The following is a 13,559-nucleotide window of genomic DNA, read 5'->3' as shown; positions in this document are numbered from 1 at the left end:
ATAGCGGCGCAGTATTCTCGCGCCGCCGACAGGATGCGCTATGTCTCAATTACTTCGTATTGTGTTAATCCATACCCACCTGCCCGGTGTGGTCGAATTACAGTTGGATCAACACACCAATATTTGTGGTACCAATGCCTCAGGCAAAACCACCTTACAACGCTTAGTGCCGGTATTTTATGGTGAGCAACCCAACCGCGTAGTACCGAAAACCCGTAAAAAATTCGATGAGTTTTACCTGCCGTTTTCTAACAGCTACTTAATTTATGAATATCAGCGCGAGAGCGGTGATATTTGCCAAGTGGTGCTAACCCGGAAAAGCGACGGCGGTGTTGACTATCGCTTAGTGGCCGCGGCTTATCAAAGCGACTTTTACCTGACGCAAAGCGATGAAGGCGTAAAAGCACTCAGTTACAGCGATTGGGCCAGTGCCATGCGCGCTCGGCCGGATGTGCAAGTGTCAGCCAAAATCAGTGCCACCAGCGAGTACCGCAGTATTATTCAAAATGATGCGGCGGCCTTGCGTGGTAACAACGCCGATAGCGTAAAGCTAAGGCGTTTAGCCGCAACCTTTAGCTTGGTTAGCAGTGGCCATAAATTACGCCACATCGAAAAGCTGGTAAGTGCCGTGCATGCCAAAGAAGGCAAAATGGACACGCTAAAAGCCATGCTGGCCGCCATTTTTGAGGAAGATGGCGTTACCTTACCTACCACTAAGGTGAAAAACACCAAGGCGCGCGAGTGGATCCAGCAAATGCGTCAGTCGATGCGGTTGGACAAGCTACAACAAGATTTTGAGCGCTTAAAACAATTAGCACTGCAGTTAGACGGCGCCGAAGGGCAGCTCAGTGCATTGTTACCGTTGTTACAACAAGATGAGCAACAACAAAAACTGCGTAAAGCCGATGCCGAACAGCAAGTTAATCAGTTACGGGGTGAACTGCTGTTATTAAAAGAACACTTTAATGCACAGCAACTTGAGCACAATGGCAAACTGAGTAAAACCGAAGCCGATTTGCATGAAACCAGTGCGCGTTTAGATCAGTTACAACAGCGTTTCGATGATTATGACGCCAAAGATATGCCTAAGCTGCAACGTGATACTGATGCCCTACCCCTGTGGCGCGACACCTTGCAAGAAGTGGTCGAGCAGTATCAATTAATGGTGGAACAGCATGGTGATTTAGAACGGCAATTAGAACAGCGCAAAGCCAAACTGGCCGAAGCATTTAATCGCTTAAGTGAGCAGCATCGTGCCAAAGCACGGCAATTACAGCAGCAAAAAGACCAGACTCGGGAGCAGCAAGAAAACAAACTGGCGCTACTCGAGCAAAGCTTTCAAAGCCGCCTACAACATGCCCAACAACAATTTGCTGAACAACTAACGCAACTGAGCAGTACCATTGCAGTACTTCAAAGCCAGTTAAATACTTCCCCCCTCACCGAAGTTGAACACGATGAATTGCGTGCGGCCGAACTGCGTTTAGAGCAAGCCCAGCAGCAAGCCCAGCAGCAAGCTCGGCAACTCCAGCAGTTGCAACAACAGCATCAAAAGGCTCGGCAAGAGCGTGAACAGGCCAATCAGCAGTTAGAGCAAAGCCGCAAGGGGCTGCATAGCGCCGAGCAACAATTACAGCAACTCAACCGACAACTGACGCCGGAACAAGGTAGTTTGCGCCACTACTTGCGCTTGCACTATAACGGCTGGGAGCAAAAGCTAGGCAAGGTGATCGATGAGCGCTTATTAGAACGCCAAGACTTACAGCCGCATTTGGCGGAATTGAGCGACAGCCTTTATGGTTTAAAGGTCGATCTCAGCGCCATTGATACCCCCGATTATGCGCAAGATGAAGCGGCCATTCGCCATCGTATTCAAACGGCGGAGCAACAGCTACAACAAGCCCAGGCCAACAAACTGCAAGCCGAAAAGCTATTAAAAGAGCGTTTCGAACAGGCCGAGTTGTGTCGTGCTCAAGTGGAGCAAGCCGAGTGGCAACTCACTCAATCTGAGCAAAATATTGACTATGCCCGTGACGCTCGCAATCGTTTACAAGCACAGCAACGCGAATTAACCAAACAACGGCAAAGCAGTGTGCGCGATACGTTGCAAAGCCAACAGCAACAACTGGAAAAATTAAAGCAGCAGCAACAAGCTGATTTAGGCGCGCTAAAAGAAGATCATCAAAGCCAAAAGCTTGAATTAAAAACCGACTGGCAAGCAGAGTTATACGTTTTTGATGAACAAATTGACGAATTAGAGCGTCAACTTGAGCACAAGCGCGACGATAACAAAAACCAAATTAAAGATCTGCAACAAGCTTTTAATGAAGAGTTATCGGCAAAAGGCATTGATCCGCGTCGTTTAACTGAGCTCAAGCAAAAACAAGATCAGCTAAAAACTGACATCAAAGCCACAGAGAATCGTCATGATGAACTGAATAATTGGCAAAAATTTATGGCGCTGGATTGGCAACAATTGCGGCCTCAGTTGCTCGCTCAAGAAACCGAATTAAAACAACAGCAACGCAGCGGTAAACAAGCTTTAGAGCAGTTAAAAGCAGAATACAGTGCTCGCCAAAAGCAGCTGGAAGAACAAAAACGCCAGCAACAAGAGTTGATGAGCCAAGCAGAACAGTTACTTAACCAATTAAAACCGGTACTCACTAAACTGCAAGAACTGCATTTAGCTAGTATTACCCCTGCATCCATGGCACCGTCTGCCGACAGTGTTGAGCGCTTAGCTCGCGCCAATGAAGCCTTAGAGCAGCGTAGTAAATTGGATAGCGCTTTAAAATTTGCCTTCGAGCAGTTTGAAACCGTGCTGAGCAAAGATGCTGGCCCAGAGTTTTTAGACCGGCTCGAGCATGAAAAACGCAAATTGCCGGATTACGCCGGTAAACGCCAACAACTGCCTATTTTGCAAAACCTGCTAGAAATCTTAAAAGGTGCGCAGCAGCAATTACTTGAAATGGGCGAGAACATTGGCGGCGATTTAAAGAAATTCTTCACGGTGTTTAGTGATATTAACCGCCGTATTGCGCTACAAAGCCGCCGGTTAAGTGAAGCGGTGGCGGATGATCTGGTACTAGAAGGCATTAGCCGCTCTGAAGTACGTATTTTATCAACTATTGACGAGTTGGGCTTTTGGCAGCCATTAAAACAGTTCGCCAAATTGTATGATGACTGGGCGGCGTCAGGTAAGGCTTTGCCATCAGAACATTATTTGAATGCCTTAGCTGATGTGGTCGATTTACTGCGCGCTGACGAGCAATACAGCATCGAATCGCTACTCAGGTTAGAGCTACATTTAAGCGAAGGGGGCTCGGAATTAGTCATTAAAAACGATCGGCAACTGCTGGAATCGTCTAGTCATGGTATGGCTTACCTGATTTTATGTAAGTACTTATTGGCGTTCACCCGTCTCTTACGTGGCGAAGCTAAAGTGATGATCCACTGGCCTATTGATGAAATTGGCACCTTGGCCTATCACAACGTCGAAAAACTGTTTGCGGCCTGTAGCAGCAACGATATTGTTATTGTGGGTGCTTTCCCTAATCCAGAATCCGACGTGTTAATGCTGTTTCAACATCGCTATTTAATTGAACCGAGCCAACAAGATCCAAGCCAGCGCCAGCTTAAACGTATTCAGCCGAAAGTCAGTCGTTTAGCCGAGCGATTAGCCCAGAAACAGCAGGAGGTAAGCTAATGTTACACCATGGACCTTTATTAGAGCGCCTGCTGGCCGGTGATTTTATTTGTCAGATCACTGATGAAGATGCTTATCGGCATTTAAGCCAAGAACAAACGCAGCAAGAGATTAACCATTATTTACGCCCATTGAATCGCCGCTTAGTGAGTAACGATGATCACAGTGTGTATTTCTTGGGGTTTCATGAGCTAACTAAAGAAGCACGTGAACACTTAAGCAGCCAATTTTCTTTAACCGTACAATCTTTGCTGCCGTTATTAGAGTGGCTACAACTGGTGCAAGAAACCTTAGGCCGCGACAGTGCGCTGACCGCCGGTGATACAATTAAATTGCAAGAGTTTGTGCTGCGCACCGAAGATAACCAAAGCTTGCGCCAGCGTTTAAATACGCTTGCCAGCGATCGCTTTTTTAATAGCCAAAGCGAGCAGTTAGATAACCAAGTTAAACTGATTTTCCGCCGCTTAAAAGAACACGGTTACTTATTACAACCTCATGCTGAACGCCAATACTATGTGGTTACCGGTAAAATTGATTACCTTATTGATCTCATTCGTTTTATCCGCGATGAAGAGCATCTACCGGTTGATGACACACCCACTCAAGAGGCGCTGATCTAATGGCGCCTTTAGAACCGGCTATCGCCTCGAACCTATTTAGCATCGGCGCTGAACGTTTAGCGTTATTGGGCAAGCATCATAAAGCCTTGATGCAAGGTTATGTCGATGGCTTTATTGACGAAAGTGCTTTTAGCGAAGGGGCGTTAAAAAAACTGATTGCCGCGCGCATTTTATGGCGCCCAGATGAACAGCAACCGTTGGCGCTGCGGCCATTAGTCAGTGAATTAATTGCCAGTATGGTGGCTGATGAAAACCGCCGTCAGATCAATGCCGACGTTGCCGAAAAGCTCGAGCAGATCCGTAACCGGGTTCAAGCCTATCGCGATGCCCAGTTTAAAGGCGATTACAGTGTGGCCGAGCTACAACTGCAACGCTTAACCGAACATGTGCATGACCTAAGTGGCCAGTTTGAAGAAGCCATCGACAGCTTATGGCATCGGCTTAACAGCGACTTTGGCTTTGTCAGTAGCCTCGATGATAAAATTCGTGAAAACGAACGCGCGCAAAAACAATTACGCCGCTTACTCGATGGTTTAGATTTACTCGACTTTCACGAACTGATTGAGCTGTCGGAAGGGAATAATCACCTGCGAAAACTGCTGGTCAGTCAATTGCAAAACCAACTCAGCTCGCATCACAGCAGCTTGTTAGAAGTACAAAAACGCTTGGTCGAATTGCTGGCAAAATTCCGCCAACAGCAAGCACGCTCGTTGTTAATTGCCAATATGGCCGCGTTTTTACGGCAGCACCCTAAATATCAGCCTGCTGATTATCCTCATCGCAGTGACGTGCCTAGCTTGTTTAACCAAGCTGCCAGTATTAAACCGCAAGCCGCCATTGCGCTAGATAAGGCCACAGAGCGACAAGTGCTGGCAGAATTAGTCAGAGCGCTACCACGCCCAAGCAGCGTGACCCTAACCGATACACAAAGCGCTAGCTTTAGCTTGCTGCTGCAAGACGAAGAAATTGCTGCGCGTCAGCAAGCGCTGAAAACGGATGTTGAAAACTTCTATCTGCGGGTAATTGATCAAGGTGGCAAGATCAGTGCCTTAGATTATCTGAGCACTCAGCAATTAAGCTGGGATAGCGAGATCTGGCTGTATCAGATCATAGCCGAATATCAGGCGTTACCGCTGGATGAAAAACAGATGTTTAGCATCACACGCGAAGAAGCCCCAGCCAGTGCCTTTAACGGCCTGTTGCTGATCCGCGATATTAATATTGGTTTAAAGGCAGCCTAATGCAGGCGGCACTTGGCTTACAGGCGCTGAACTGGCTGGCACAGCTTGAGCAGCGCCTTAAGCGCGATGGTCAGGTTGCCATTAGCAGCAAGGGAAAAGTCGCTCAACAGGTTATTGCTTGGTGTATCGAGCAACAGTTACTGCCAAGCCACAGCGCCAACTTACCCGTTGTGCAGTTTACTCTGCCGCTATTGGCACACATTGCCGAAGCACAATTGCAATTACAGCAAGTCTGTTTTCGCGCTAAGGTCTGTGAGCAAGATCGGCTGCAGCAAGCTCAGTACGCTAACCAAGAGCTGAAAAGTGCCGGGGCAAGCCCGCGACAAAACAGAGTATTGCTGAGGCTGAATACTGCCATCTCGCAAACGGGGTTAACCATAGCAACCGTTGATCTTGATTGGCGTGAGCTGCAGCTAAGCGAGTATGACGCCTTAGTCATCGTCGAAAACCTCGATTGTTTTTATCAGCTCACGCGCTTTCGCTTACACCACCGCTACACAAACCCGCTGGTGATCTATCGGGGCGATAGCCACTATAGTACCGGTGGCAAAGCCCTGAACGACGCATGGCAACACACCGGTAAACCTAGCCTGTATTTTGGTGATGCCGATTTAGCGGGGTTAGCTATTGCCTTTAGTCTGCACTGCCAAAGCATCCTGTTACCTGAGTTTGCACAGTTTAAACAATGTGCTAGCGTCGACATGCAGGCTGATCAGCAACTAAAGTATCAAGATCAGCTGTTACGCGTAGAGGTTCATTCTGCATTTCAACCCTATCAACAACTTATTTGTCAGCAATTAAAGGGCTTGCGCCAGCAGCAAATGCAAGGCTTGGCGCTTTATGCCATTAACTTGCGCTAACACAGCGGCTTTATCGTCAGCCGCTGTGTCACTTGGTTTATGACTCGACTTTACTCACAGGGGCTAACTTTGCTTTTGCGGCGAGCTTGTGACTCAGTTTGCCCGTTACCGCCCAAGCGAGCAGTGCAAACCACGCTATCCAAGACATGCCTGCCGGAATGTTTAACAGCGCAATCTTACCCAAATGCTGCCGATTAAAGATGGCCGCTAACACGCTGGGTAAAAACTAAATGGCCAAAAACAGCACGCCAAAACCGACTAACCCAAGGGTGTTCATTTGTTGTAGTTCAGCGATGAAGGCATTAATAGTATCCATGATGGGGCTCCTTACTTGGTGGTGGTGTTAGCCGCAATGCCGGCTGTAGGTAAAAATGGGTTAGCCGCGTTTTGTAACGAGGCCACAGTGTGCAGTTTGCCGCCTTGCACCACGCTCTGAATACGTTGTAATGCGCTTAAATCCTGCAAGGGGTTATCTGCCAACACGATAAAGTCTGCCGCATAGCCTGCACTCAACTGGCCAATTTCTTGGCCCAAACCCAAGTGGCGTGCTGCATCACTGGTGGTTAATTGCAGTACCTGCCAAGAGGTTAGTCCTGCTTGTTGATGTAATTGCATTTCACGCAATAAAAATGGGCCACTACTGACCGCATCGGTGCCCAGTAATAAAGGTACACCGGCTTCATACAGGCGGCGGATCAACTCCAGTACTTTGGGTAGTTGCTGTTGTGCAGCTGCGAAATCTTGCTCGGTCCAGTTGTATACCAACATGCCCATATTGGCGCGCCAGCTTTGCCGTACATCAGGATGCAAAACGCTGAGCGCTTGTTCTGGATATAATTGGTTTGAGTCCGCAAAGTGATAGAGCAATTCATTGAAGGTCGCAGTCAGATCCACCCGAATCTGTTTCTCAGCCAAAGTACGAAACAACCTTTGTAAGGCTGGGCTGTCAAAATCGACATACTCAAACCACTGATAAACATAGCGGGTGTCGTAAGGGTTCTTGCGCAGTGCTAAATACTCGGTACGTGCCGGCTCCGCTAACAACTCGGCACTGGTCGGTAAAGCATGCGTTAAGGCATCAATACCCAAATCGGCCGCATATTGCCAGCTCACGCCATCTAAATGCGCGATGGTTTTTAAGCCCGCCGCTTTTGCTAACTTAATGCCTTGTGCCAACTCAGCTTGCGTTAAGCCCTGATATAGCTTTATCACGTTGACACCGAGTGCTTGCTGCCGTGCGATCTCGGCTTGCCAACTGGCCTCAGTACTCGGATAAACTGAACCGCCAATAATGGGGGTTGGCTCAAACACTTCACCGGCGTATAGCATTCTAGGCCCTAGCCAAGCCCCCTGTTGCTGCTTGGCAACATAATGCGCATTGGCGGCCGCTTCACCGGCTGGATTAAAAATGGTGGTCACACCCGCCGCTAAGGTGGTTAAAGCATGGTACTGCGTAAGCTCTGGCGTGCCCGTCACCGCTAACACCGGTTGGCCGTTACGCATTTCTACCCGATGCGGCCCTGCGGTCATATGCAAATGAGCATCCACCAGCCCCGGCAACACATACTGCTGTTGTAAATCGATCTGCGTGACTGCGTTAGGTAACGCACCTTGCCCAGTTTGCACAATGCGCCCATCTGCGACTAACAACCAAGCATCACGGGTTTGTTGCTGTGTGGCCGGCTCGATGACCGTTGCATTGTGGTAAAGCACCGTTTCAGCCAGCACACTTTGACTCAGTAGTGCCGAAAACAATAACGGCTTGATAACACCCTTTCTCATTACGCGCTCCTGTTGTTGCGTGAATCTTTTGTCGGTTATCTAATAAGTCGTGCAGGTTGAAAAAACTGTTACAAAAAAAATTATTTTTATTTTTGTAACAGTTAGCACGTTGCGGCAGACTAGAACTAAAAATGGCTCACGCGCGATCAGGCGATACAGAGCCGAATCACTTAAGGATAAGTCGCTATGGTTTTAGTAAGGCATTATGACTGTTGATCTCGCACTGCAACTTTGGCTGCAGTATCAAGCCGCGATTAGCCGCACGTTAATGAGCTATGAAGCCGATCCGTCTTTACGCCAAGATTTGGCACAAGAAGCCTATCTGGCCTTGCACCGATCAGCAGAGAAATTAAGCCAAGTAGATAACAAACGCGCCTATTTGTTTCGAATTGTGCATAACGTAGTGGTCGACCATATCGCCGGTTCGACCCGCATGGTGTGGCAACCGTTAGAAGAGCAGCATCTAAACGAATTACAAAGCGATTGCCCCTCAGTGGCATTTTCCTCACAGCAACAAAACAATGTGTTGTTACAAGCCGTGCGGCAACTCGCCCTTTCTCATCGGCAAGTACTCACCTTGGCGATGGAAGATATTGATGAGAAAGAGATCGCCGATATTCTCGGCATCAGTTACGGTGCCGTGCGGGTAAGAATGAATCGCGCCAAAATGGCTTTACAGGAGATCTTGCAACATGCAACCGCCCTTTGATTTTAAGCAGCTCAGCAAAGCGTGGCAGCAACAACCAACGCAGCCACTGGCCACGGATTTACGCGCAGCCAAACGCCAGCAAAACTATCAACGTTGGCAATACTGGGCCGAACTCGCTGCTGCTGGGCTACTGCTATTAATGGGCTGCAGCCAACTGTTCGGGGAGCGAACCCTATTAGATATGTTTCTAGCGCTCTTTTTGTTTGCTGGGGCCATCAGCATCGTACTGACCAGCGTGAGCCTGCACCGGCCCTTGCTCAATTATTCTGACTGGAGCAGCCAAGGCTTGCTGCTCTTTCGTTTAGAAAAATGCCGAAACACCGTGCGCTATTTGCGTTACAACCAATACAGTTGCTTAGCCTTGTTATTATTTGTGATAACGCTATGGGGCCTAGCCTGGTGGCAGCCAGCGCAAGTTCCTACTATCTTGCTGCAAGTATACAGCTTTATAGTGCTCCCAGGCTGCGCTATAGGTTGGTGGTTATTAGGCAGAAAACGGCAACAAGCAAAGAAGCAGCTGGCGCATCTAGAGTTGTTGTATGCGGAGTTTCAAGAAAGCGAATAAAAGAAGGTGCCAAGCGACCGAATAAGAAATTTAAAGCAGTTAAATACTCAGTTTCACTTACGGTCATAGCCAATTTGTGTTTATATTAAAGTCACTTATCTTATTTCTAGCATGAGTCGACGTAGCTGTTAGTGGCACTAACTCTAAAGCGCTAGCAGCGATGTGGCTATGCTCAGATCCATGCGACGGGCACCCCATGGCAGAGTATTTACTGGCAATCGATCAAGGTACGACGAGCTCTAGAGCCGTTCTGTTCAACTTACAAGGCCAACCGCAGGCCAGTGTCAGTGAGACGTTCGAACAACATTTTCCAGACAATGGCTGGGTAGAACACCACCCAGAAGATCTGTGGTCGTCGGTGCTACGTTGTTGCCAACAGGTACTCGCCAAGCAACAGATCACGGCAGCTCAGGTCAAAGCCTTGGGCATTACCAATCAACGAGAAACCACGCTGGTGTGGCACAAAAGCACCGGCAAAACCCTTTATCCGGCCATCGTCTGGCAAGATCGACGCACCAGTGGCTATTGTGAACAGCTGCTAACCCCACAGTTAGCGGACACCATCAGTAACAAAACCGGTTTACTGCTCGACCCTTACTTTTCTGCCAGCAAAATCCGTTGGATCTTAGATAACGTCCCCGGTGCCCAACAACAAGCCGCACGCGGCGAACTGGCTTTTGGCACCGTAGACAGCTTTTTACTCTGGCAACTGACCGCAGGTAAAGTGCATCGCACCGATGCCACTAATGCCTCTCGCACTCTGCTATTTAATATTCATAACCAGCAATGGGATCCGGAGTTGCTCGAGGTCTTTGACATCCCAGCCAGTATGCTACCCGAAGTCATGGACAGTGCAGCCTATTTTGGCGAAACTGAGGCCGCCTTGTTTGGTCAGCCTATTGTGATTGGCGGTATGGCGGGTGATCAGCAAGCAGCACTGATTGGTCAAGCCTGTTTTGAACCCGGCATGGCTAAAAGTACCTATGGCACAGGCTGTTTTTTAATGTTGAATACCGGCGAAAAGCCACTTAAATCAGCCAATAAGCTGCTCACTACCATCGCCTATCGTCTAGAGGGCAACGTCACTTATGCTATCGAAGGCAGCATTTTTATGGCCGGAGCCACCATGCAGTGGATTGTGGAAGGCTTAAAATTATTACGCAACGCGGGCGAGAGTGAAACCATGGTGCAACATGTACCCCATGACCATGGCGTGTTCTTAGTTCCCTCATTCACCGGTTTAGGCGCTCCGTATTGGGATGCCAACGCCAGAGGCGCTATTCTGGGCTTAACCCGCGATACCGGTATCGATAAAATTGTCGCCGCCGCCCTACAATCTGTGGGTTATCAAACTAAAGATTTACAAAAGGCCATGGAGAAAGATGGTCTACGCCCCAACGTGCTGCGCGTCGATGGTGGTATGGTTAAAAATAATTGGGTATTAGCTTTTTTAGCCGACATTTTAGGCGCTATTGTCGAGCGCCCAGAGAACACCGAAACCACCGCATTGGGTGCCGCTTATTTAGCAGGACTGCACTGTGGGGTTTTTAGCTCTACGACACAGCTGGCCAGTTTATGGCATTGCGAACGCCGTTTTGAGCCAAGTATTCGTGCCGAAGAACGACAACAACTGTATGCCAAATGGCAACATGCAGTGGCACAAGTTCGTTTATAGTCAGCTTTCTTAGCTAACTCAACAAGCGTTTTAACGTAATATCCCGCGGTATTCAGCACTCACTGAACGTCGCCACCTCAGCCAGCCGTGTTATTCGCTATTAGGAGTTCTATCTTGGTCATGAAAGTCGATGTGGTGGTGATTGGCGGTGGCGTTAACGGCACCGGTATTGCGCACGACGCCGCAGGGCGCGGCTTAAAGGTTTTGCTATGCGAACAAACCGATTTAGCCTCTGCCACCTCATCTAAAAGCAGTAAATTGATCCATGGCGGCTTACGCTATTTGGAGCATTTTGAATTCAGCTTGGTCAGAAAAGCCTTAGCTGAACGGGAAATATTACTAAAAAATGCGCCACACATTATGTGGCCGTTGACTTTTTGCTTACCTTACCAAGCCCATCTACGCCCAGTTTGGATGATTTGGCTAGGGCTGTTTCTGTACGACCATTTGACCACTCGCCGTAAATTACCGGCATCGCGCAAAGTAACATTCGACGCCACTAGCCCGCTCGAATCGAGTATCAAAGTTGGCTTTGAATACGCCGATGGTTGGGTTGATGATGCCCGCTTAGTGATTTTGAATGCCTGTGCCGCGCGCAACAGAGGTGCCAGCATTTATACCCATACGCGCTGCATTCAAGCCCAACGACAAGATGATTATTGGTGTTTAACTTTACGCCATCAAGATAACGGTGATGTATTTACCGTGCACAGTAAAGCCGTGGTAAATGCCACCGGGCCATGGGTTAGCCAACTGTTTAGCGAGGCTTTCGCACAGCCTAGCCCGCAAGCAATTCGTTTGGTCAAAGGCAGCCATATTGTGGTGCCTCGCTTACATTCGCAGCCACAAGCTTATATTTTGCAGAATGAAGATCAGCGTATTGTTTTTGCTATTCCTTATGAAGATCAGTTCACGCTGATTGGCACTACCGACGTCGAATATCAAGGGGATCCAGCAGATGCCAGTATCAGCTCTGAAGAAACAGACTATTTGCTCGCGGTGATTAATCACTACTTTAAACAAAAAATTACCACAGCAGACATTGTGCATAGTTTTGCTGGCGTACGGCCATTGCTCGAAGATGAGTCCAGTTCGGCGCAAAGCGTCACCCGTGACTATAAAATCTTACTCGACAGCCTAGATGATACCTTGCCGTTAATTTCGGTATTTGGTGGCAAAATCACCACCTATCGTACTTTGGCAGAATCAGTCGTTGATCAAATAGCGCCTTTTTTCCCGCAACAAGGCCCTCGCTGGACAGCTGCCAATGCTTTGCCAGGCGGTGACTTTACCGATCAAGCCGCACTTAAACAGCATTTGCTGCAACATTACCCTTGGCTTGCGCCAAGTTTTTGCCAACGCTTGGTTCGCACTTATGGCACCTTAAGCTTTCACATACTGGCAGAAGCAAAAACCGAAACCGATCTAGGCCAGCATTTTTTTGCTGATCTATGGCAAGCCGAAGTGGATTACTTGCGCAGCTTCGAATGGGCACGCTGTGCCGAGGATATTTTATGGCGTCGCACCAAACTCGGTTTACAGGCCACACCAGAGCAGGTGCAAGCTTTAACCTATTACTTGCAACATAACACCTCCACGACGGCATAGCGAATAAACAGTGGCGTTAAGGCGCTACACGCGCTAACACCTTTACGGGCTTATTTAGTGGCAGGGCGATAATCAGCGCTTCGGCCGATTTCGGAAAAATGCCGGTGAGCTCGGTAAGGTTAACTTGATGAGTCACTAAAACAGTAGGTTGCGTCACGGTACTGCTGGCAAAATACTCTATTAAAGCTGCAGTTTGCTGGTTACGACTACCGCGACCAGCGAAAAAAGAATTGAGTATCGGTAATGGCTTCACCTCGCCTACCGCCATATAAGATGCGGTGTCTAAACAACGACACCACTGACTACTATAAACGCTGATCTGAGCAGTAGTCCGTTGCCGCAAACGTTGCCCCCAAACCAAGGCCTGCTGCTGACCTTGGCTATTGAGGTTACGCTGCGTACTGCAATCTGCCAGCTGAAAATTAGCTGGATCGCCAATACCTGGCGCAAGGGCATGTCGCATCACTAACAGTGCTTCACCCTTTTGCCAAGCCTGCCAAGCGGCCTCGGTATCTGCCAACACGTTAGCACTGAACATTAACAACACAAGCCATTTGACAAGTTTCATTAGAGTATCCTTTTCGGGGCGACACATCTTAGTTGCAAGCCATGACGCATGCTGTATAACTCTTGTTCACAACACCTGATATAGGCTACGCATTAAAGCGCTAAAACGATTAATCTGAATCTATTTCGCCATTTACCGAGGCCTATAGCAACTTGAGCGAAACTCTAGCAGGTGTGGCTTGCCTTTACACTTACGAGCTTCTACAGTAGTTTTTTTCGTTTTTAG

11 protein-coding genes are annotated in these 13,559 nt (G+C 48.4%); 8 read left to right on the top strand and 3 right to left on the bottom strand.

Annotation, left to right across the window (positions count from 1 at the left end):
* Positions 1-40 precede the first annotated feature (40 nt).
* Genes ACUJFK_RS02635 through ACUJFK_RS02620 form a run of 4 tightly spaced genes read left to right on the top strand, consistent with a single transcriptional unit; the run spans position 41 to position 6,427 of the window.
* Positions 41-3,706, top strand: coding sequence for an ATP-binding protein (locus ACUJFK_RS02635; protein WP_445425994.1), 3,666 nt, complete (start codon positions 41-43; stop codon positions 3,704-3,706).
* On the top strand, positions 3,706-4,326 hold the full coding sequence (locus tag ACUJFK_RS02630) for a hypothetical protein (protein WP_306177316.1): 621 nt from the start codon (positions 3,706-3,708) through the stop codon (positions 4,324-4,326). The genes ACUJFK_RS02635 and ACUJFK_RS02630 overlap by 1 nt, the downstream gene beginning before the upstream one ends.
* On the top strand, positions 4,326-5,567 hold the full coding sequence (locus ACUJFK_RS02625) for a hypothetical protein (protein WP_445425993.1): 1,242 nt from the start codon (positions 4,326-4,328) through the stop codon (positions 5,565-5,567). The genes ACUJFK_RS02630 and ACUJFK_RS02625 overlap by 1 nt, the downstream gene beginning before the upstream one ends.
* Positions 5,567-6,427: a DUF7281 domain-containing protein gene (locus tag ACUJFK_RS02620; RefSeq protein ID WP_445425992.1), complete on the top strand. Its 861-nt coding sequence runs from the start codon at positions 5,567-5,569 to the stop codon at positions 6,425-6,427. Before ACUJFK_RS02625 ends, ACUJFK_RS02620 begins: the two co-directional genes overlap by 1 nt.
* Before the next feature lie 37 nt (positions 6,428-6,464).
* On the opposite strand, the gene ACUJFK_RS02615 is transcribed toward ACUJFK_RS02620, so the two are convergent.
* Both ACUJFK_RS02615 and ACUJFK_RS02610 read right to left on the bottom strand, forming a co-directional pair.
* On the bottom strand, positions 6,465-6,641 hold the full coding sequence (locus tag ACUJFK_RS02615; RefSeq protein ID WP_445425991.1) for a superinfection immunity protein: 177 nt from the start codon (positions 6,639-6,641) through the stop codon (positions 6,465-6,467).
* Between the two features lie 113 nt (positions 6,642-6,754).
* Entirely contained in the window at positions 6,755-8,209 is a 1,455-nt protein-coding gene (locus ACUJFK_RS02610) for an amidohydrolase family protein (RefSeq protein WP_445425990.1), read from the bottom strand.
* 205 nt (positions 8,210-8,414) lie between these two features.
* Here ACUJFK_RS02610 and ACUJFK_RS02605 point away from each other — a divergent pair, with 205 nt between their 5' ends.
* The 4 genes from ACUJFK_RS02605 to glpD all read left to right on the top strand — a co-directional run bounded on the left by ACUJFK_RS02605 (position 8,415) and on the right by glpD (position 12,766).
* The gene (locus ACUJFK_RS02605; RefSeq protein WP_445425989.1) at positions 8,415-8,918 is read left to right on the top strand and encodes an RNA polymerase sigma factor; all 504 of its coding nucleotides are present in this window, start codon (positions 8,415-8,417) and stop codon (positions 8,916-8,918) included.
* Entirely contained in the window at positions 8,902-9,483 is a 582-nt protein-coding gene (locus ACUJFK_RS02600; RefSeq protein WP_445425988.1) for a hypothetical protein, read from the top strand. The genes ACUJFK_RS02605 and ACUJFK_RS02600 overlap by 17 nt, the downstream gene beginning before the upstream one ends.
* Before the next feature lie 196 nt (positions 9,484-9,679).
* The gene (gene glpK / locus ACUJFK_RS02595) at positions 9,680-11,158 is read left to right on the top strand and encodes a glycerol kinase GlpK (protein ID WP_306177322.1); all 1,479 of its coding nucleotides are present in this window, start codon (positions 9,680-9,682) and stop codon (positions 11,156-11,158) included.
* A 120-nt stretch (positions 11,159-11,278) separates the two neighbouring features.
* Positions 11,279-12,766: a glycerol-3-phosphate dehydrogenase gene (gene glpD, locus ACUJFK_RS02590; protein WP_445426750.1), complete on the top strand. Its 1,488-nt coding sequence runs from the start codon at positions 11,279-11,281 to the stop codon at positions 12,764-12,766.
* 16 nt (positions 12,767-12,782) lie between these two features.
* Here the strand turns inward: glpD and ACUJFK_RS02585 are convergent, their stop codons facing one another.
* Complete coding sequence (locus ACUJFK_RS02585; protein WP_445425987.1) at positions 12,783-13,334, bottom strand: histidine phosphatase family protein; 552 nt, start codon at positions 13,332-13,334, stop codon at positions 12,783-12,785.
* Positions 13,335-13,559: the final 225 nt, after the last annotated feature.

The sequence above is a fragment of the Alishewanella sp. HL-SH06 genome (assembly GCF_052656265.1).
Note: the sequence above shows the minus strand (reverse complement) of the source record. Positions and strands in the feature narration are given on the sequence as shown.

Excerpts from the sequence above, each read along its gene's own strand:
- ACUJFK_RS02610 (WP_445425990.1), bottom strand. The coding sequence starts at position 8,209 with ATGAGAAAGGGTGTTATCAAGCCGTTATTGTTTTCGGCACTACTGAGT.
- ACUJFK_RS02635 (WP_445425994.1), top strand. The coding sequence starts at position 41 with ATGTCTCAATTACTTCGTATTGTGTTAATCCATACCCACCTGCCCGGT.
- glpK (WP_306177322.1), top strand. The coding sequence starts at position 9,680 with ATGGCAGAGTATTTACTGGCAATCGATCAAGGTACGACGAGCTCTAGA.
- ACUJFK_RS02620 (WP_445425992.1), top strand. The coding sequence starts at position 5,567 with ATGCAGGCGGCACTTGGCTTACAGGCGCTGAACTGGCTGGCACAGCTT.
- ACUJFK_RS02600 (WP_445425988.1), top strand. The coding sequence starts at position 8,902 with ATGCAACCGCCCTTTGATTTTAAGCAGCTCAGCAAAGCGTGGCAGCAA.
- ACUJFK_RS02605 (WP_445425989.1), top strand. The coding sequence starts at position 8,415 with ATGACTGTTGATCTCGCACTGCAACTTTGGCTGCAGTATCAAGCCGCG.
- ACUJFK_RS02585 (WP_445425987.1), bottom strand. The coding sequence starts at position 13,334 with ATGAAACTTGTCAAATGGCTTGTGTTGTTAATGTTCAGTGCTAACGTG.
- ACUJFK_RS02625 (WP_445425993.1), top strand. The coding sequence starts at position 4,326 with ATGGCGCCTTTAGAACCGGCTATCGCCTCGAACCTATTTAGCATCGGC.
- ACUJFK_RS02630 (WP_306177316.1), top strand. The coding sequence starts at position 3,706 with ATGTTACACCATGGACCTTTATTAGAGCGCCTGCTGGCCGGTGATTTT.
- glpD (WP_445426750.1), top strand. The coding sequence starts at position 11,279 with ATGAAAGTCGATGTGGTGGTGATTGGCGGTGGCGTTAACGGCACCGGT.